Genomic DNA, 19,605 nt, shown 5'->3' on the forward strand with positions numbered 1-19,605 from the left:
GGCCAGTGTATGCACCCCCCGAGCGGGGCGCACTGATCGTCAGGGCCGGTCGTCCACCCGGTCCGGATCGACCGGCCGGGGCAGCGGATCCGTCCCCGGCAGCGGCAGTTCGGCGGTGGCGGGCTCGGCCGGGTCGACCCCCGGCCGCCGGGCGGGGTCGATGGCCGAGGGGTCGGCGGAGGCGCCGGCCGCGGTGGGCCCGGCCTCCGACGGCACCCGCGACTCCTCCGACGCTGCCCGCGGCTCCTCCGACGCTGCCTGGTCGGGGCGGGTGCGGTTGGACCGCAGGGCGGCCAGCAGTCCCAGCGCGCCGAGCACGATCAGCGCCACGGCCAGGAACCAGCCGACGGCCGGCAGCGCCAGGTGCAGGAGCTGGGCGAGCAGCCACCAGGCCGCGATGCCCAGGAAGATCAGGGCGAACGTCAGCGACATGCCGTCGGTGCGGTGCGCCTTCATCGGACAACCTCCACAACGCCCGCGTCGACCGTCAGGGTGAGCCGTAGCCGGCCGCCGCCGGCGCCGTCGTCGCCGAGGTCGACCACCTCACGGTTCCGGGAGTCCACGCCGCTCCAGGTGTTGCCGAGCACCCGCGCGTCGCCAGCCCGGATGTCGACCCGCGTGGTCACGTCGACGTCCGGCGGCAGGATCACGGTCAGCTCGCCGACGTTGACCGCCGCGCTGATGTCGGCGTCGCGGTTGGTGAAATCCACGCCCGAGAGGTCGAGCGTGGCGTCGCCGAACCGGGTCTCGTACCGGTCGGCCAGGGCTTCGTAGCTGGCCGGCGCCCAGGTGACCGGCCCGTCGTCTTGAACCCGGTGCCAGGATTCGGCGAGGCTGGAGATGCCCAGCGCGAGTGCGGCCACCAGACCGAGCGCGATCAGCCAGCGGGCCCGGCCGAACCAGGTGCCGACCAGCAGCCCGAGCGCGATCGTCACCAGGACGCCCGCGAAGTAGGTGGACGGCCAGACCCGGACCAGGTTGGTCAGGTCCAGGATCGCGACCAGGCCCACCGCCACGAAGATCATGGAGAAGGTGGCGGAGCCCAGCCGGGACCGCTCCCGCGGCGGCTTGGGTGGCTTCGGCGGCCGGGCCGGCGGCGGCGCCAGCCGGGCCTCGGCGGCCGCGTACGGGCCGTGCGGCGCGAACGGTGGACGGTAGCCGCCGGGGGCGGTCGGCAGGTCCGGACGGGTGACCGCCGGCGGCGCGGCGGGGGCCGGACCGGTGGCCCAGGCCGGCGAGGGCGGCGGCGGTGCGAGGTAGCCCGGTCCGGCCGGCGCCGGCGCGGTCGGCGGGTACCAGGTCCCGTGGCCGGTGGCGGCACCCGCCGGCTGCCACGGCTGCCCCGGTGCCGGCTGGCCCGGCCCGCTCGGCGCCGCGCCGGGACCCGACGTCGGATAGCCCGGCCCGCCCGCACCCCAGGCCGGGTGAACCGGCCCGCCGGGTGGGTAGCCCGGCTCGGCGAAGGGACGGTGCGGTGCCGGCGGCGGGTACCCGGGCTGGTACGGGCCCGGACCGCCGAACTGCGGGTGGGGCATGGTCGGGAAGGCGCTGGTCGGGGGGGCGCCACCGGCCGGCTGCCGTCCGGCACCGGTCCGGCTCGACTCCCGGTTGACCAGCAGCGCGCCGACGATCAGGATCGCGACGCCGAGCAGGGCCGCGCGGAACGCGTCGGTGACGATGAAACCGAAGATCACCGCGAAGAGGATGCCGAGGATGAGCACGGTCGCCGGGGACATGCTCGACCGGCCCCGGCCCAGCATCGACTCCACCGGGGAGGCGGTGTCACCCTCGGCCGGGATGGTCAGCCAGGCCGCCACGTACACCAGGATCCCGATCCCGCCGAAGAAGCCGAGGACGGCGAGGATCACCCGCCAGAGGATCGGATCGGTGTTCGTGGCCCGCCCGATCGCGGCGCAGACGCCGGCCAGGTAGCGCCCCTGGGCCGGCCGCACCAGGCCGTACCGGGAGGTGAAGCGGAACCCCGGCGGCGGCCCGCCCGGTCCGGCCCACTGGCCGGAGGGTGGCGGGTTGCCGGGTCCGGGCGGTGGCGACGTGCCGGGTCCGGGCGGCGGCGGTGCGCCGGGCTCGGGCCAGGGGTCGGTGGGCGCGGTCCGCGGCGTCGGGTCGGACCGGTCACGCGCCTCTTCCCCGTCCGGACCGGTCCGCCCGGACGGGCCGGGCGGCCCGTCCGCCGGGGCGGGGGTGGCCGGCCCGGTGGGGTCGGCGGGTCCGCGGGCGGCAGCTTCGTCGGTCATGGTTCGATCCTTCTCCGTATCGCACCTGGTCGGCCTCAGGCGGCAACCCTGAGGGCACCCTGATATCTCCCGGCCGAATGTCCGGGCTCTCCTGATGGCCGGCGGGCCGGACCGCGTGTGACGATCGAAGCGTCGGTACCCAGGGACATCGTCCCGGTACCCTCCGGGCACGCCGCCACCCGGCACGGAAGGGAGCACTCCGATCAGCGCCACGGCCGAGTCACCCCGGCTCTACCGCGCCCGCGACCACCGCATGGTCGCCGGCGTGGCCTCCGGCATCGCCGGGCACCTCGGCGTCCCGGCGCTCCGGGTGCGGGTCGCGTTCGTCCTGCTGCTCGGGTTCAGCGGGCTGGGCCTGCTGCTCTACGCGGCGTTCTGGGCGGTCGTACCGCCGCAGCCGGGCAGCACCGAGCCGCCGCCCCGCCGGGACGTGCTGCAACTGCTGCCCTTCGTCGCCATCGGCCTCGGCGTGATCCTGATCGAGATGCTGGTGTTCGGCTCCAACGGCGTGGCCGGTACGGCCGGCTGGCTCGTGTCGATCATCGCGGTCGGTGCGGGCGTGATCTGGCACCAGTCGGCGCCCGAGCGGCGCTGGCAGTGGCGCGACTCGCTGCCCGTGCCGTGGCTCGGGGCGGTGGTGGAGGAGAGCGACCGGCGCGCCTTCGTACTGCGGTTCATCGGCGGCGGGGTACTGGTGGCGATCGGGATGATCGGCGTGGTCGCCGTCTACCGCCCGCAGGGGAACCTCGACGCGGTGATCAACGGGGTGATCTTCGCCCTGGTCGCGCTCGCCGGGGTCACCGTGGTGGCCGCGCCGGTCCTGTGGCGGACGTACAACCAGCTGCGGGCCGAGCGGGAGGGGCGCATCCGGGAGCAGGAGCGGGCCGAGCTCGCCGCCATGGTGCACGACCAGGTGCTGCACACCCTGGCCCTGATCCAGCGCAACGCCTCCGACGTCAAGACCGTGCAACGGCTGGCCCGGGGCCAGGAACGCTCCCTGCGCAACTGGCTGTACAAGCCCACCGGTTCGCCGACGGAACGCTTCGCGGCGGCCCTGGAGCAGGCGGCGGCCGAGGTGGAGGACACCTTCGCGATCACCGTGGAGACGGTGGTGGTCGGTGACCGGGAAACGGACGAACGGGTCGGCGCCCTGGTCGCGGCGGCGCGCGAGGCGCTGGTCAACGCGGCCCGGCACGCCAAGGTGCAGACCGTGTCGCTCTACGCCGAGGTCGAACCGGACCAGGTCAGCGTCTTCGTCCGCGATCGCGGTACGGGCTTCGACCCGTCTACGGTGGAGGACCACCGGCACGGGGTGCGAGGCTCGATCATCGGGCGGATGCGCCGGCACGGCGGCCGGGCCGAGATCCTGAGTACGCCGGGCGAGGGCACCGAGGTGCGGCTGTCACTGCCGCTGCCGCGCGAGGGAACGACAGCAGGGAAGGACAGGTAACGATCATGGCCGAGACGGTCGGGGCCGCCGAGGGCGGGACTCCGGTACCCCGGCGCCTGCGGGTGTTCCTGGTGGACGACCACGCGATGTTCCGGGCCGGCGTACGGGCCGAACTCGGTGCCCACGTGGACGTGGTGGGTGAGGCGAGCACGGTGGCCGAGGCGGTCGCCCGGATCGCCGCGACCGAGCCGGACGTCGTGCTGCTGGACGTACACATGCCGGACGGGGGTGGGCGGGCCGTGCTGGAGGCGATGCGGCGCAGCCATCCCCAGGTCCGGTTCCTGGCGCTGAGCGTGTCGGACGCGGCCGAGGACGTGATCGGGCTGATCCGGGCCGGCGCCCGGGGCTACGTCACCAAGACCATCTCTCCGGAGGAGCTGGCCTCGGCGATCCGCCGGGTGGCGGACGGCGACGCGGTGTTCAGCCCGCGGCTGGCCGGCTTCGTGCTGGACTCGTTCGCCGCCCGGCCGGACGCCCCGGTCGCGGACCCCGAGCTGGACCAGCTCACCAACCGGGAGCGGGAGGTGCTCCGGCTGCTGGCCCGGGGGTACGCCTACAAGGAGATCGCCAAGGAGCTGTTCATCTCCATCAAGACGGTGGAGACGCACGTCTCGAACGTGCTGCGCAAGCTCCAGATGTCCAACCGTTACGAGCTGTCCCGCTGGGCGGCCGACCGCCGGTTGGTCTAGACGGCGGGCCCGGGCTGACCGGCGGGCGGCCCGGCGCCGGTGGTCGGGCGCTGCCGTCGACCGTTCAGCCGGCCACGGTACCCGCTACGCCGGGTCGTATGGTCCGGTTGGGCAGACACGGCAAGTACTCGCTTGACGCCCGATAGTGCTTCGGTGGAGGCGTGGAACGTCACAGCGGCGCTAGAATGCATCGATGTCTATGGATTTCGCTACTAGCGGAACCGCTGGTCACGGGCCTCTTCTGGTGCCCGAGGGACCTGTCGCGGAGGAGTCGGGAGAGCGGCCGGCAACTAACGGGTTGATAACGGCACCTTTCCGCGCTAGGCAGCACAGTGTCACAGTGTCAGTCACCTCACAGTCCCTCGTGAGCGCCCTGAGGAGGCTCTACTCATGCGCGGGCAATTCCCGTTAAAGATGGCGGTCGGCGCGACCGCCATAATGTTGTTGGTGGCAGGCTGCGGTAGCGGCGGCGACGACGAGTCGGGCGCCGAGAACGCAGTGATCTCGATCGGCATCGCCGAGCCCCAGCACCTGATCCCCGCCAACACCACCGAGTCCAACGGCAACGAGGTGCTCTCCGCCCTCTTCAGCCCGCTCGTGGACTTCGACGCCGAGAACAACCCGGTCCTGGTGGCGGCCGAATCGATCGAGTCGCCGGACAACAAGGTCTGGACGATCAAGCTGAAGGACGGCTACACCTTCCACAACGGCGAGAAGGTGACCTCGGACAGCTACATCAACGCCTGGAACCACGGCGCGTACGGCCCGAACGGCAACGGTGGCGCCTACTTCTTCGAGCGCATCGAGGGTTACAAGGACCTCCAGGCCGAGGACCCGGACGGCGAGGAGGGGCCGCAGAAGGCCCCTGAGCCGAAGGCCAAGACGATGACCGGCCTCAAGAAGGTCGACGATCTGACCTTCACGGTGACCCTCAGCGAGGCGTTCTCCGGCTGGCGCTCGGTCATGGGCTACAACGTCTTCCTGCCGCTGCCCCCGGCCGCCTGGCAGTCCGAGGGTGTGCTCAAGGAGAGCTACGAGCAGGCCCCGATCGGCAACGGCCCCTTCAAGATGAAGGGCACCTGGCAGCACGACGCGAAGATCGAGGTCGAGCGTTACGACGCCTTCCCGGGTGAGAAGCCGAAGGTCGGCGGGATCAACTACAAGATCTACCAGGAGCAGACGGCCCAGTACGCCGACCTGGTCGGTGGCGCCCTGGACGTGGTCACCCAGATTCCGATCGAGAACCTGGCCACCGCGCCGGGCGACCTGGGCGACCGGTTCAAGACCAGCCCGAACTCCGTCTTCCAGTTCGTCGGGTTCCCGACCTTCCAGCCGGAGTTCGGCAAGGTCGAGGTGCGCAAGGCGATCTCCATGGCGATCAACCGCCAGGAGATCACCGACAACATCTTCCGGGGCTCGCAGACGCCGGCGACGTCCTTCGTCTCCCCGGCTGTGGCCGGCTACCGCGAGAACAGCTGCGGTGAGGCCTGCACCTACGACCCGGCCAAGGCCAAGGCGGCCTACGACGCCGCGGGCGGCCCGAAGCAGATCAAGCTGACGTACAACGCCGACGGTGGGCACAAGGCGTGGGTCGACGCGACCTGCAACCAGCTCAAGACCAACCTGGGCGTGGACTGCGTCGGCGTCGGCGAGCCGAAGTTCGCCGACCTGCTGACCAAGGTCGAGTCGAAGCAGCCGGTCGGCCTGATCCGGCTCGGCTGGATCATGGACTACCCGCTGATGGAGAACTACCTCGGCCCGCTGTACGGGACCGGCGGTTCGTCGAACTACTACGGCTACAGCAACGCCGAGTTCGACGCCCTGGTGAAGCAGGGTTCCGCCGCCAAGACGCCGGAAGAGGCGATCAAGATCTGGCAGCAGGCCGAGGACATCCTGGCCCGCGACATGCCGGTGATTCCGCTGCGGCTCGGCCAGAACGTCTTCGGCCACTCGGAGCGGGTCAAGAACGTCGAGGTCGACAAGTTCCAGAAGGTCGACATCCTGAAGATCGAGTCTGCGAGCTGACCTGACTGCTCCAACGTCGGACGGTCCGGTTCCACCCGGCCAGCCTGGGTGGAACCGGACCGTCCGTACGAAGCCTCACCGGCCGACCGCGTCCGGTGGGGCCGCGGTCGCCACCGTGCCCCGCACGGTCCGCTGCCCACCCCCGCAGTCACCCGACGCTCGTCTCGCAGAGGACTTGACATATGTTCCGCTACTTCGTGCGGCGCGTCCTGCAAGGCGTCCTGACGTTTTTCGGGGCCACCTTCTTCATGTACGCGCTCGTCTTCGCCAACCAGCAGGACCCGCTCCAGGCCTTGGCCGGCGAGCGGCCACTCCCCGAGAACGTGCGCCAGGTACTGACCGAAAGGTATCACCTGGACGAACCGTTCATCGCCCAATACGGGCACTACATGCGCGGGCTGCTCACCGGTGACTTCGGCACCTCGCTGACCAACCGGAAGATCTCCGACATGATGGCGGACGCCTGGCCGGTGACGATCCGGCTCGCCGTCCTCGCCGTCATCATCTCGGCGGTCATCGCGATCACCGCGGGCATCGTCTCCGGCATCCGCCGGGGTGGCCCGTTCGACACCACGACGCTGGTCATCACCCTGATCCTGCTCTCCCTGCCGATCGTCGTGCTGGCACCGCTGGCGCAGCTCATCTTCGGGGTGCAGCTCCAGTGGCTGCCCGCGACGTCCGGAGCGGATCCCGGGCTGTACCACCTCCTGCTCCCGGCGGTGGTGCTGGCCTGTCTGGTGATCGCCACCCAGATCCGGGTGACCCGGGCCTCCGTCGCGGAGAACCTGCGCTCGGACTACGTCCGTACCGCCCGGGCCAAGGGCCTGACCACCCGGCGGGTGATCGGCGTGCACGTGCTGCGCAACTCGCTGATCCCCGTGGTGACGCTGATCGGCGTCGACCTGGGCAACCTGATGGCCGGGGCGATCGTGACCGAGCAGGTGTTCAACATTCCCGGCGTCGGATTCAACCTGTCCCAGGGGATCCGGACGGAGGACGGCCCGCGGGTGGTCGGCTTCGTCACCATCCTGGTGATCGTCTTCCTGGTGGTCAACCTGGTGGTCGATCTGCTGTACGCGGTTCTCGACCCGAGGATTCGCTATGAGTGAGCGAAGCGGGCGCATCATCCGGCTCGGCGTCCATGTGCCTCATGGCGGCGCCGAGCGCAGCGAGGTGGCGCGGTGAGTGAGCGAAGCGAGCGCATCATCCGGCTCGGCGTCTACGTGCCTCATGGCCGCGCCGAGCGCAGCCAGGTGGCGGTATGAGTAAGCGAGGCGTCCGATGACCAACGTCGAATCTGTCACCCAGGCCGAGATCCCGAGCGGCGGCGGGGTGCCCGAGGCCGGGCCGGAGAAGCCGCGGAGTCTGGCCGGGGACGCCTGGGAGGACCTGCGGCACAACTGGATCTTCTGGGCGGCCAGCCTGCTGGTGGTCCTGATCGTCGCCATAGCGGCCTTCCCCGGCCTCTTCACCTCGTCCGATCCGCAGGCGTGCTCGCTGGCCCGGCAGCACGCGGGGCCGAGCGGCAGCGCCATCTTCGGGTACGACTTCCAGGGCTGCGACGTCTACGCGCGGACGATCTACGGGGCCCGCAACTCGGTCCTGATCGGGCTCTTCGCCACCCTGATCGCCGGCGTGATCGGGCTGGTCGTGGGGATGTCGGCCGGCTACTTCGGTGGCTGGGTCGACACCCTGCTGGCCCGCGGCATCGACATCGTGCTGGGCATCCCGACCCTGCTCGGCGCGATCGTGCTGGCCCGGCGGCTCTCCTCCGACCCGCAGGACTCGGGCTTCTACGCGGTGATCTTCACCCTCGGCGTCCTCACCTGGACCACCGGAGCCCGGATCATGCGCTCCTCGGTCATTTCGGCCAAGAGCCAGGACTACGTGGCGGCGGCCCGGATGCTGGGGGCCGGTCCCGGCCGGCTGATGCTCCGGCACATCCTGCCCAACGCCGCCGCGCCGTTCGTGGTGGTGCTGACCATCCTGCTGGGGATCAACATCTCGACCGAGGCGACCCTGACGTTCCTCGGCGTCGGCCTCAAGGGCGACGCGATCTCCTGGGGTATCGCCATCTCCGAGGCCGCACCGTTCGTGCGGGAGACCGCCCGCCCGCTGGTCTGGCCGTCGCTGTTCCTCGCGGCGACCGTGCTGGCGTTCATCATGCTCGGCGACGCGATCCGCGACGCCTTCGACCCGAGGCTGCGGTGAGCTGCACATGACCGATATCAAGGCAGAAGTCGACGTCCTACCCGGGTTGGACCCCCACGCGCGGTTGCTGGACGTCGAGGACCTGCACGTGGAGTTCCGCACCCAGGCCGGCGTGGCGAAGGCGATCAACGGGGCGAACCTCTACCTCGAACCGGGCGAGACGCTCGCCGTGCTCGGGGAGTCCGGCTCCGGCAAGTCCGTCACCGCCCAGGCCATCATGGGCATCCTGGACACGCCGCCCGGGTACGTCACCGGGGGCGCGGTCCGCTACCGCGGGGTCGACCTGCTCAAGCTCCGCGAGGAGCAGCGGCGCCGGGTCCGGGCCAACCACATCGCGATGATCTTCCAGGACGCGCTCTCCGCGCTCAACCCGGTCTTCTCGGTCGGGTTCCAGCTCGGTGAGCTGTTCCGGGTGCATCGCGGGATGTCCCGGCAGGAGGCCCGGAAGCGGTCGATCGAACTGCTCGACCTGGTCAACATCCCGGCCGCCCGCCAGCGGATCAACGACTATCCGCACCAGTTCTCCGGCGGCATGCGGCAGCGGGTCATGATCGCCATGGCGCTCGCCCTGGACCCGAAGGTGCTGATCGCCGACGAGCCGACCACGGCGCTCGACGTGACGGTGCAGGCGCAGATCATGAACCTCCTCGCCGAACTGAAGCAGGAACGGAACATGGGTCTGATCCTCATCACCCACGACATGGGGGTGGTGGCGGACGTCGCGGACCGGATCTCGGTGATGTACGCCGGCAAGGTGGTCGAGGAGGCACCCGTCCTCGACATCTACGCCCGGCCGGCGCACCCGTACACGAAGGCTCTGCTGGAGTCGATTCCACGGCTGGACATGAAGGGCCAGCAGCTCAAAGTGATCAAGGGTCTGCCGCCCAACCTGACCCGGATTCCGGCCGGCTGCCCGTTCAACCCGCGCTGCGCGTACGCCCGCGACGTCTGCCGGGCCGACCCACCGCCACCGCAGTACGACGTGGCGCCGGACCGGACCGCGCGGTGCCATTTCTGGACGGAGGTGGTGGGCGATGAGCCAGCCGTCAGGTGAGATCCCGAGCCAGCCGGTGGGCGAGATCGGACGGAAGCCGGCGGGCGACGGGGCGCAGCGGCCCTCCGGCGAGGTGGTGCTGGAGACCCGGGAGCTGGTCAAGCACTTCCCGATCACCCGGGGCATCGTGCTGCAGAGGAAGGTCGGCGCCGTACGCGCCGTGGACGGCATCGACCTGGAGCTGCGCCGGGGGGAGACCCTCGGCGTGGTCGGCGAGTCCGGCTGTGGCAAGTCGACCCTGGCCAAGCTGCTGGTCGGGTTGGAGAAGCCGACCAGCGGCTCGATCATGGTGCGCGGGCAGGACATGACCCGGCTCCGGGGCGCGGAGATGCGGCGTGCCCGGCGCAACATCCAGATGGTGTTGCAGGACCCGTACACCTCGCTGAACCCCCGGATGACCGTGGGCGACATCATCGGCGAGCCGTACGAGATCCACCCGGAGGTGGCCCCCCGGGGTGACCGGAAGACCAAGGTCCGGGAGCTGCTGGACCTGGTCGGGTTGAACCCGGAGCACATCAACCGCTATCCGCACCAGTTCTCGGGCGGGCAGCGGCAGCGGATCGGCATCGCCCGGGCGCTGGCGTTGCAACCGGAGATCATCGTCTGTGACGAGCCGGTGTCGGCGCTGGACGTGTCGATCCAGGCCCAGGTGATCAACCTGCTCGAACGCCTGCAGGACGAGATGGGGCTGTCGTACATCTTCATCGCGCACGACCTGTCGGTGGTGCGGCACATCGCCGACCGGGTCGCGGTGATGTACCTCGGCAAGGTCGTGGAGATCGCCGTCGAGGACGAGATCTACGAGGGGCCGACGCACCCGTACACCCAGGCGCTGCTCTCGGCGGTGCCGGTGCCGGACCCGACGCTGCGCGGGCAGCGGGACCAGATCGTCCTGGAGGGCGACGTGCCGTCGCCGGCGAACCCGCCGTCGGGGTGCCGGTTCCGCACCCGCTGCTGGAAGGCGCAGGACATCTGCGCCGAGGAGGTGCCGGCGCTCGTCGAACGGGAGCACTCCCGGCACCCGAGCGCGTGCCACTTCGCGGAGGAGCGGAACGTGGTACACGCGGTCGAGTAGGACCCTCAGGCGCCGGTGGCGGGCCTGACCCGGCTCGACCACCGGTGGAAGTAGAACGCCTCCTCATTGCCCGGGGCGCTGACCGCCATCCATGCGGTCGGCGTCCCGGGCGCGTTCCGGCCCGGTCCGCGTCGGCTCGGAGCAAGCCGCGGCCGCCCGAGCGCGTTCCGGCCCGGCCCGCGCCGGCTCAGAGCGGGCCGCGGCCGGCCCGCAGCAGCAGGAGCGCGACCTGGGTGCCGTCGGCGCCCAGCGCCTCGCGGAACCGGTCGAGGATCTCGCGTTCCCGGGACAGCACCAGCCGGGTGCCGCCGGACGCGAGCCGGGTCCGGCCGACCTGCTGGGAGAGGGCCGCCCGCTCCTGCCAGAGCGCGATCAGCTCCCGGTCGATCTGGTCGATCCGTTCCCTGAGCCCGAGGATGTGCTGGGCCGCGTCCGGCGCCGTGGTGCCGGTGTCGGGGCCGTCGCTGGTCGGCTCGGCGGGCTGTTCCGCTACCTCGGTGTCCATCGGGTCCTCCTTGGAAGTTCTGTCCCCGGTGTCCGGATCCCGACGCGAAAAGCCCCGGGCTCCAGGAGCCCGGGGCTTTTCGTAGGTCATTGATCAGGCGCGACCCACGGCAGCCGGACTCCCGGAGCCGTAGTAAAAGTAGAGATGCGCCTGGTAGATCACGGCTTGAGTATGCCCATCCGGCAGAGGTCTGGCAAGCATCTCGGCGATCCCCGGCGACAATCCGGCCGCCGGTCGGACTGTCGCCGGCGGAGCGGATCCGGGGTTGTCCCACCGGCGGCATAGACTCGCGGAGCGATGCATGCTCTCTTCGAACCCCCGCCGCCACACGCCCAGCCGACCCCGGCCGCCCCGCACCGCCGTCCGTCCGGGCTCGATCCGCAGGCCCTGCTGGCGGGGCTCAACGGGCCCCAGCGGGACGCGGTCACCCACACCGGCTCCCCGCTGCTCATCGTCGCCGGTGCCGGCTCGGGCAAGACCCGGGTGCTCACCCACCGGATCGCCTATCTGCTCGCCGCCCGCGACGTGCATCCGGGCGAGATCATCGCGATCACCTTCACCAACAAGGCCGCCGGGGAGATGAAGGAGCGGGTCGCCGCCCTGGTCGGGCCCCGGGCCCGGCTGATGTGGGTCTCGACGTTCCACTCCGCGTGCGTACGCATCCTGCGGGCCGAGCACGAGCACGCCGGCCTGAAGTCGACGTTCTCGATCTACGACGCCGACGACTCGCGGCGGCTGATGCAAATGGTCACCCGGGAGCTGGACCTCGACCCGAAGCGCTACCCGGCCCGGGGGTTGGCGGCCCAGGTCTCCAACCTGAAGAACGAGCTGATCGACCCGGAGGAGTTCGCCGGCCGGGCGAAGGGGCCCAACGAGCGCGCGCTCGCCGAGGCGTACACCCGCTACCAGCAGCGGCTCGTCGAGGCGCACGCGCTCGACTTCGACGACCTGATCATGGCGACGGTGCACCTGCTCCAGTCGCACCCGCACGTCGCGGAGAGCTACCGCCGCCGGTTCCGGCACGTGCTGGTCGACGAGTACCAGGACACCAACCACGCGCAGTACACCCTGGTGAAGGAGCTGGTCGGCGGCACCCCCGGCATCGAGCCGGCCGAGCTCTGCGTGGTCGGTGACGCCGACCAGTCGATCTACGCGTTCCGGGGCGCCACGATCCGCAACATCCTGGAGTTCGAACGGGACTTCACCGACGCCCGCACCATCCTGCTGGAGCAGAACTACCGCTCGACCCAGACCATCCTCAACGCGGCCAACGCGGTCATCGACCACAACACCTCGCGCAAGCCGAAGCGGCTCTGGAGCGAGGAGGGCGCGGGCGAGCAGATCGTCGGCTACGTGGCCGACACGGAGCACGCCGAGGCGGACTGGGTGGGCCGGGAGATCGACCGGCTCTGCGACGCCGGTGCCACCCGCCCCGGTGACGTCGCCGTCTTCTACCGCACCAACGCCCAGTCCCGGGTCTTCGAAGAGGTCTTCATCCGGGTGGGACTGCCCTACAAGGTGGTCGGCGGGGTCCGCTTCTACGAGCGCAAGGAGGTCCGGGACGCCCTGGCCTACCTGCGCGCCGTGGTCAACGACGACGACACGGTGAGCATCCGGCGCGTGCTGAACACCCCGCGCCGGGGCATCGGCGACCGCGCCGAGGCGTGCGTGGAGGCGCTCGCCACCCGCGACCGGGTCTCCTTCGGGGCGGCGCTGCGCCGGGCCTCGGACGCGCCGGGCATCTCCACCCGGGCGGCCAACGCCATCGCCGAGTTCGTCGGCCTGCTCGACGAGCTCCGTGAGCTGGCCGCGACCGGGCTGCCGGAGGAGGTGCTGGAGGCGGCGCTGACCCGCTCCGGCTATCTGAGCGAGCTGGAGGAGAGCCTCGACCCGCAGGACGCCGGCCGGGTGGAGAACCTCCAGGAGCTGGTGAGCGTCGCCCGCGAATACACCGAGCGGGTGGAGGCGCAGGCCGCCGAGGGGGACGGCGGTGCCACCCTGGCCGGCTTCCTGGAGCAGGTCGCGCTGGTCGCCGACGCCGACCAGCTGCCCTCCGACGATCCCGACCACCAGGGCGTGGTCACCCTGATGACCCTGCACACCGCCAAGGGCCTGGAGTTCCCGGTGGTCTTCCTGACCGGGCTGGAGGACGGCGTCTTCCCGCACCTGCGCGCGCTCGGCGACAACCGCGAACTGGAGGAGGAGCGCCGGCTGGCGTACGTGGGGATCACCCGGGCCCGCCAGCGGCTCTACCTGTCCCGCGCGGTCACCCGGTCGGCCTGGGGTCAGCCGTCCTACAACCCGCCGTCCCGGTTCGTGGACGAGCTCCCCGGCGACCTGGTGCGCTGGGAGCGCACCGACGCGGCGTACACGTCGTGGTCGGGCAGCGGCGGCGGGGTGGGCGGCCGGTCCGGCGCCGGGGACCGCTCCGGCGGCTACCGCAACGGGGGCTTCACCGGGGGGACCCCGAAGGCCGCGCAGCTCGCCCAGCGGCTGGGTGTGGACCCGAGCCGGCTCGCCACCGCGAGCGAGCTGCCACAGACACCCAAGGTCGCGGTCGGGGACCGGGTCAACCACCAGCGGTACGGCCTCGGCCGGGTGCTGGCCGTCGAGGGGCACGGCCCGGGCGCCCGCGCGCAGATCGACTTCGGCGACCAGACGCTGTGGCTGGTGCTGCGGCACGCGCCGATCGACAAGCTCTGAGTCAGCCGGCGGCGGGGCCGGTCCCGCCGGCCGGCTCCGGCCCGCCGCCGCGCGCGACGAGCGCGGCGAAACCGTCGAGCAGGGCCCGTAGCCCGGTCTCGAAGAGCCGGTCCAGGTCGAGGTCGTAGCCGGTCGGCGGGCCCGCGTCGGAGGAGTCGATGGCGCGGGCCAAGGACGCCATCTCCCTCGACCGGTGACCCGCGCCGGACACCGGCGGGCGCGGATCACCGACCGGTGGCCGGCGGTGCGGTGCTCAGCAGCCGAGGTCCACGCCGCGGGCCCGCATCCAGGGTGCCGGGTCGATCTGGTTCCAGAGCCCGTTGTGCACCTCGAAGTGCAGGTGGGGCCCGGTGGCGTCACCGGTGGCACCCTCGTACCCGATCACCTCGCCGGCGGCGACCCGCTGGCCGACGGAGACCGCGGTGCGGCTCTGGTGCGCGTAGTGGGTCAGGTAGCCGTTGCCGTGGTCGACGACGACCGAGATGCCATACCCGGTGTAGGCCCAGCCGGCCTCGACGACGGTGCCGGCGGCGGCGGCGTGGATCGGGGTGTTCTCCGGCATGGCGAGGTCGATGCCCGCGTGCATCGTGCCCCAGCGCGGGCCGAAGCAGGAGGTGACGGGGGCGCCCGGCATCGGGTTCACCCAGCCGGCGGCCCGCTTGGCCGCGCTCGACGTCGACCTGGTGGTGGCGGAGCGCTTGGCGGTGGCGGAGCGTTTGGCCGGGGCGGAGGTGGACGCCGAGGGCGAGGCGCTGGTCGGCGTTGGGGTGGCGGTCGGCGACGCGGTGGGGGCGGCCTCCCGGGCGGAGCGGTCCGCGCGCTGGGCGGCGGCCGCCCGCTCCGCCCGGTCGGCGGCGACGGTGACCGGGTCGGCGCCGTCACCGCCCGCGGTGCCCAGTGCCACCCCGGTCACCGCCAGGCCGAGCGCGGCGACCACTGCGGCGACCAGGTACGGGACGCGGCGGCCGGTGACGCTGCCCCGGAGCCGGTGTCGGGCCGGCGGCGCGGGCTCGGCCGGGCCGGACCGGGCCGGGTCCGGCGGACCGGGGTCGGCGGGGTCGCCGGGCTGTGCGGGGTCGGCCGGGCGGGCGTGGTGCGCGCCGGCACCCGGTTGTGCGTCGGGGTTCGGCGGTGCGAGGTCGGGCTCGGTCGGGTCGTTCGCCGGCACGGGCTGGTCCTCCGTGGATGGGGGGCGTGGACCCGGAAAATCCTGGTCGGCGCGCTGATACACCGGTCCGCCGGGTCGCCGGCGGAGCCGGAAGCGGTACCGGGTCCTCGGAGGATTCATCCGAATTCCAGGGATTTACCCGATAGGTTCGGCGCAGCCTGGTATGGCGTCGCTCACATCCGCCGCTGTGGCGCACGGAACTTGCGGCGGACCGGGCCAAAAGAAAACCGCCCAGACCCTCAGGGCCGGGCGGTGAGCGGGCATCACGGTGTGTCAGGAGGTGGCGACGTCTCCGACCAGGTCCTCGAGCTGCAGCTTGAGGTCGACGCCCCGCTCCTGGAGGTAGGGGATCGGGTCGATCGGCTTGCCGTCCACGTGCAGCTCCAGGTGCAGGTGCGTGCCGTAGGAGTAGCCGGTCATGCCCACCAGCCCGAGCTGGTCGCCGGCCTTGACCTCCTGGCCCTCGGTGACCAGCAGCTTCGAGGAGTGCCCGTAGACCGACTCGGTGCCGTCGGCGTGCGTGACGATGACGCAGTATCCGTAGCCGCCGAACCAGCCCGCCTTGGTGACCGTGCCGGAGTGGACCGCCACGTAGGGAGCGCCCTCGGGGGCGGCCAGGTCGACGCCGGCGTGCAACTCGTTCCACCGCATCCCGTACGGCGCGGTGAAGTCGTAGTCCTCCAGCGGCAGCAGCCAGACGTCGGGGGCGTCCGCCAGGGTCGATTCCAGGCTGCCGCGGTCCTCGGCCCGGGAGGCCCGATCGGCGTCGGCGGCCCGGTCCCGGACGTCGCTGCTGGTCGCGGCGGCCTTTTCCAGGTCCGCCAGGGCGGAGGGGCTGACCGCCTTGGCGTCCGGCATGCCGCCGGCGCCGAGCGCGACGACGCCGGCTCCGACGAAGGCGGTGGTGACGACTGCGGCGTAACGGCTGCGCGGGGGTGTGGGGACTCGGCGTCGCCCTCGATAGCGATCTGGCTCAGACGACAGGCGCTGGCGCACGCACACCCTCCGTTGTCGGGTCAGTGTTGCGACCGTGACCGGCGCTCTGAAACTCAGAATGAACGCCGGCTGACCGCGTCGCCACCCGGTCGTGGACCTGATGACAACCGTGGGCCACGGTAACCAACCCCTAGGCCTGTCACAAGTCGCAGCGCCATATTGATGTGTCGGTGTGCGCCTGTCCGTTGGGGAATGCCATATCTCGTTACCTTTTGCGGGCAGGCTCGTTAATTGCGCTCCGTCACCCTCTCTGCGACAGCTTGTTATCTTCGCGGGCGATGCCGAACCCCTCTCCGGGGTACCTCCCTAGGGGGATCGGAGCGGCGTTTCCCTAGGACCCGCCGTCCGGACCCCCGCCCCCGGCGTACCGGGAGTTCCGGCGCGGCGGCCGGCGGGTTACCGTTCGTTAAGGTGATCGGGCGAAGTCCCGGAAAGGTGTTGCGCTGATGAGTTCTCGAATCCGGGTCGTCGTCGCCAAGCCCGGTCTGGACGGGCACGATCGCGGTGCGAAGGTGGTCGCGCGGGCCCTGCGGGACGCCGGCATGGAGGTCATCTACACCGGGCTGCACCAGACGCCCGAGCAGATCGTCGAGACCGCGATCCAGGAGGACGCGGACGCCATCGGCCTGTCGGTGCTCTCCGGCGCGCACATGACGCTCTTCCGGCGGGTCATCGAACTGCTCACCGAGCGGGGCGCCGAGGATCTGGTCGTCTTCGGCGGCGGCATCATCCCCGACGCGGATCTCCCCGAGCTGGAACGGCTGGGCGTGGCCAAGATCTTCACCCCGGGGGCCACCACCCGGTCGATCGTCGACTGGGTCCGGGACAACGTGGGCCAGCCGGTCGGCTGAGCCGAGGAGGGCGGTCCCGGGACCGGGAGAGGGAATCCGGAAAAGGGGGAGGGGCCGGACGCACCCCTCACACGTCCGGCCCCTCTATGCGCGATGCCCCGCCGCCACCCCTCGACCGACAGGGCATCGGCCGTTCCGTCGCCGCGCTTTCCAGCGCTCCGACATCAGACTCAACGACGGCCTCTACCGGGGGTTACGCCGGCGGCGGGAAACTTTTCCGGCCGCACCGCCCGGCCGTCCCGGGCGGTCGCCACCGTGCCGCGACCCGTTCCCGCCCGGTGCGGCGGGTCGGCGCCGGTCAGCATTCCTGTGCCTTACCGCACACCGAGCACCCACGTGGATGCCGCCCGTGGTCACCTCGCTAGGCTGCGGCCGACGGCCTGTTTCTTTCCACGACGGGCGTCAACTCATCAGCACGCTGGCGGCGGTGCGACGGTGCGCCGCGGAGACGGGACGGGACGCGCAATCGTGGACCTGTACGAATACCAGGGGCGTGAGCTGTTCGAGCGGCACGGACTGCCCGTGCTCGCCGGCGGTGTCGCGACGACCCCTGAGGAGGCCCGCGCGATCGCCGAGCGCCTCGGCGGCCGGGTGGTCGTCAAGGCTCAGGTGAAGGTCGGCGGCCGGGGCAAGGCCGGCGGCGTCAAGCTCGCCGAGGGTGCCGACGAGGCGGTGGCCCGGTCCACCGACATCCTCGGCATGGACATCAAGGGCCACACGGTCAACCGGGTCATGCTGACCGTGACCGCCGACATCGCCGAGGAGTACTACTTCTCGTACCTGCTCGACCGGGCCAACCGCACCTTCCTCTGCATCGCCAGCGTCGCCGGCGGCATGGACATCGAGCAGGTCGCGGCGGAGACGCCGGAGCGGGTCGCCAAGGTGGCGATCGACGCGAACGTCGGCGTCGACGAGGCCAAGGCACGGGAGATCGTCTCCAGCGCCGGCTTCCCGGCCGAGGTGGCCGACCAGGTGGTCCCGATCGCGGTACGGCTGTGGCAGGCGTTCGTGGCCGAGGACGCGACCCTGGTCGAGGTGAACCCGCTGGCCCGGACGGCCGGCGGCGACGTGCTCTGCCTCGACGCCAAGGTGACCCTCGACGAGAACGCCGGCTTCCGCCACCCCGACCACGAGGCGCTGGTCGACCAGGCGGCGGTGGACCCGCTGGAGCAGCGGGCCAAGGAGAAGGACCTCAACTACGTCAAGCTGGACGGCGAGGTCGGCATCATCGGCAACGGCGCCGGCCTGGTCATGTCCACCCTCGACGTGGTGGCGTACGCGGGCGAGTCGCGCGGTGGCGTCAAGCCGGCGAACTTCCTCGACATCGGTGGCGGCGCGAGCGCCGCGGTGATGGCGAACGGGCTGGAGATCGTCCTCTCCGACCCGTCGGTGCGCAGCGTCTTCGTCAACGTCTTCGGCGGGATCACCGCCTGCGACGAGGTCGCCAACGGCATCGTCCAGGCGCTGGCCCTGCTGGAGCAGCGGGGCGAGCAGGTCACCAAGCCCCTGGTGGTGCGGCTCGACGGCAACAACGCCGAGGCGGGGCGGGCGATTCTCGACAGCGCCGCCAACCCGCTCGTCGAGCGGGTGGACACCATGGATGGAGCGGCCGAGCGGGCCGCCGAGCTCGCGGCTGCGGGGGTCTGACATGGCAATCTGGTTGACCAAGGACTCGAAGGTCATCGTCCAGGGGATGACCGGCTCCGAGGGTTCGAAGCACACCCGGCGGATGCTCGCCGCCGGCACCACCGTCGTCGGCGGGGTCAACCCGCGCAAGGCCGGCCAGACCGTCGACTTCGACGGCGCGGAGCTGCCCGTCTTCGCCGGCGTGGCGGACGCGATGGCGGCCACCGGCGCGGACGTGACGGTGATCTTCGTACCGCCGCAGTTCACCCGGGCGGCCGTCGTCGAGGCGATCGACGCGGGCATCCCGCTGGCCGTGGTGATCACCGAGGGGGTGCCGGTGCACGACACCGCCGCCTTCTGGGCGTACAACGTGGCGCACGGCGAGCGGACCCGGATCGTCGGCCCGAACTGCCCCGGCATCGCCTCGCCGGGTGCCTCCAACGCCGGCATCATCCCGGCCGACATCACCGGCGCCGGCCGGATCGGCCTGGTCAGCAAGAGCGGCACGCTGACCTACCAGATGATGTACGAGCTGCGGGACATCGGCTTCTCGACCTGCGTCGGCATCGGCGGTGACCCGATCATCGGCACCACCCACATCGACGCGCTCGCGGCGTTCCAGGCCGACCCGGAGACCGACGCGATCGTGATGATCGGTGAGATCGGCGGCGACGCCGAGGAGCGGGCCGCCGAGTTCATCAAGGCCAACGTGACCAAGCCGGTGGTCGGCTACATCGCCGGCTTCACCGCGCCGCCCGGCAAGACCATGGGCCACGCCGGAGCCATCATCTCCGGCTCCGCCGGCACCGCCGAGGCGAAGAAGGCCGCGCTGGAGGCGGTCGGCGTCAAGGTCGGCAAGACCCCGAGCGAGGCCGCTCGGCTGATGCGACAGGTCATGGCGGGCAACTGACCGGCCGGGAGCGGGCGGGGAGGATGGCCGAGGCCGACCTCCCCGCCCCCTCGTTTCGAGGTCGCGGAAAGCGGGCCCTCTCCCTAC

The 19,605-nt window shown here is 71.6% G+C and carries 17 protein-coding genes; 11 read left to right on the forward strand and 6 right to left on the reverse strand.

The window, feature by feature from the left end; translation table 11 throughout:
• Positions 1-39: 39 nt before the first annotated feature.
• Complete coding sequence (locus ACQEUR_RS03700) at positions 40-456, reverse strand: hypothetical protein (protein WP_433025140.1); 417 nt, start codon at positions 454-456, stop codon at positions 40-42.
• A complete protein-coding gene (locus ACQEUR_RS03705; RefSeq protein WP_433025143.1) occupies positions 453-2,255 on the reverse strand; it encodes a PspC domain-containing protein in 1,803 nt (600 codons plus the stop codon). The genes ACQEUR_RS03700 and ACQEUR_RS03705 overlap by 4 nt, the downstream gene beginning before the upstream one ends.
• Before the next feature lie 202 nt (positions 2,256-2,457).
• On the opposite strand from ACQEUR_RS03705, the gene ACQEUR_RS03710 reads away from it, so the two are divergent.
• From ACQEUR_RS03710 to ACQEUR_RS03740, 7 genes are all read left to right on the forward strand, one after another.
• Entirely contained in the window at positions 2,458-3,705 is a 1,248-nt protein-coding gene (locus ACQEUR_RS03710) for an ATP-binding protein (protein WP_433025945.1), read from the forward strand.
• Positions 3,706-3,710: 5 nt separating this feature from the next.
• Positions 3,711-4,394, forward strand: coding sequence for a response regulator (locus ACQEUR_RS03715; protein ID WP_433025146.1), 684 nt, complete (start codon positions 3,711-3,713; stop codon positions 4,392-4,394).
• A 390-nt stretch (positions 4,395-4,784) separates the two neighbouring features.
• A complete protein-coding gene (locus ACQEUR_RS03720; RefSeq protein ID WP_433025149.1) occupies positions 4,785-6,419 on the forward strand; it encodes a peptide ABC transporter substrate-binding protein in 1,635 nt (544 codons plus the stop codon).
• A gap of 182 nt (positions 6,420-6,601) precedes the next feature.
• A complete protein-coding gene (locus tag ACQEUR_RS03725; RefSeq protein WP_433025152.1) occupies positions 6,602-7,528 on the forward strand; it encodes an ABC transporter permease in 927 nt (308 codons plus the stop codon).
• Between the two features lie 172 nt (positions 7,529-7,700).
• The gene (locus ACQEUR_RS03730) at positions 7,701-8,630 is read left to right on the forward strand and encodes an ABC transporter permease (RefSeq protein WP_433025155.1); all 930 of its coding nucleotides are present in this window, start codon (positions 7,701-7,703) and stop codon (positions 8,628-8,630) included.
• Between the two features lie 7 nt (positions 8,631-8,637).
• Positions 8,638-9,684: an ABC transporter ATP-binding protein gene (locus tag ACQEUR_RS03735; RefSeq protein ID WP_433025158.1), complete on the forward strand. Its 1,047-nt coding sequence runs from the start codon at positions 8,638-8,640 to the stop codon at positions 9,682-9,684.
• Positions 9,685-9,760: 76 nt separating this feature from the next.
• Positions 9,761-10,759, forward strand: coding sequence for an ABC transporter ATP-binding protein (locus tag ACQEUR_RS03740; RefSeq protein ID WP_433025948.1), 999 nt, complete (start codon positions 9,761-9,763; stop codon positions 10,757-10,759).
• A gap of 187 nt (positions 10,760-10,946) precedes the next feature.
• Here ACQEUR_RS03740 and ACQEUR_RS03745 read toward each other — a convergent pair whose 3' ends face one another.
• Entirely contained in the window at positions 10,947-11,264 is a 318-nt protein-coding gene (locus ACQEUR_RS03745; protein ID WP_433025161.1) for a chorismate mutase, read from the reverse strand.
• 297 nt (positions 11,265-11,561) lie between these two features.
• Between ACQEUR_RS03745 and pcrA the strand changes: the two genes are divergently transcribed.
• Positions 11,562-13,967, forward strand: a complete 2,406-nt coding sequence (pcrA, locus tag ACQEUR_RS03750) for a DNA helicase PcrA (RefSeq protein ID WP_433025164.1) — start codon at positions 11,562-11,564, stop codon at positions 13,965-13,967.
• 1 nt (position 13,968) lies between these two features.
• On the opposite strand, the gene ACQEUR_RS03755 is transcribed toward pcrA, so the two are convergent.
• The 3 genes from ACQEUR_RS03755 to ACQEUR_RS03765 all read right to left on the reverse strand — a co-directional run bounded on the left by ACQEUR_RS03755 (position 13,969) and on the right by ACQEUR_RS03765 (position 16,131).
• A complete protein-coding gene (locus tag ACQEUR_RS03755; RefSeq protein ID WP_433025167.1) occupies positions 13,969-14,148 on the reverse strand; it encodes a hypothetical protein in 180 nt (59 codons plus the stop codon).
• A 72-nt stretch (positions 14,149-14,220) separates the two neighbouring features.
• Positions 14,221-15,135, reverse strand: a complete 915-nt coding sequence (locus tag ACQEUR_RS03760; RefSeq protein WP_433025170.1) for a M23 family metallopeptidase — start codon at positions 15,133-15,135, stop codon at positions 14,221-14,223.
• A 273-nt stretch (positions 15,136-15,408) separates the two neighbouring features.
• Complete coding sequence (locus ACQEUR_RS03765; protein ID WP_433025173.1) at positions 15,409-16,131, reverse strand: M23 family metallopeptidase; 723 nt, start codon at positions 16,129-16,131, stop codon at positions 15,409-15,411.
• A gap of 446 nt (positions 16,132-16,577) precedes the next feature.
• Between ACQEUR_RS03765 and ACQEUR_RS03770 the strand changes: the two genes are divergently transcribed.
• From ACQEUR_RS03770 to sucD, 3 genes are all read left to right on the forward strand, one after another.
• Positions 16,578-16,982 carry a cobalamin B12-binding domain-containing protein gene (locus ACQEUR_RS03770; RefSeq protein WP_433025176.1) on the forward strand — a complete coding sequence of 135 codons (405 nt, stop codon included), beginning with the start codon at positions 16,578-16,580 and terminating at the stop codon, positions 16,980-16,982.
• 468 nt (positions 16,983-17,450) lie between these two features.
• Entirely contained in the window at positions 17,451-18,629 is a 1,179-nt protein-coding gene (sucC, locus tag ACQEUR_RS03775) for an ADP-forming succinate--CoA ligase subunit beta (RefSeq protein WP_433025179.1), read from the forward strand.
• 1 nt (position 18,630) lies between these two features.
• Positions 18,631-19,518: a succinate--CoA ligase subunit alpha gene (gene sucD / locus ACQEUR_RS03780; protein WP_433025182.1), complete on the forward strand. Its 888-nt coding sequence runs from the start codon at positions 18,631-18,633 to the stop codon at positions 19,516-19,518.
• Positions 19,519-19,605 lie beyond the last annotated feature (87 nt).

This window comes from Plantactinospora sp. CA-290183 (assembly GCF_050936375.1).
Taxonomy (GTDB): domain Bacteria; phylum Actinomycetota; class Actinomycetes; order Mycobacteriales; family Micromonosporaceae; genus Plantactinospora.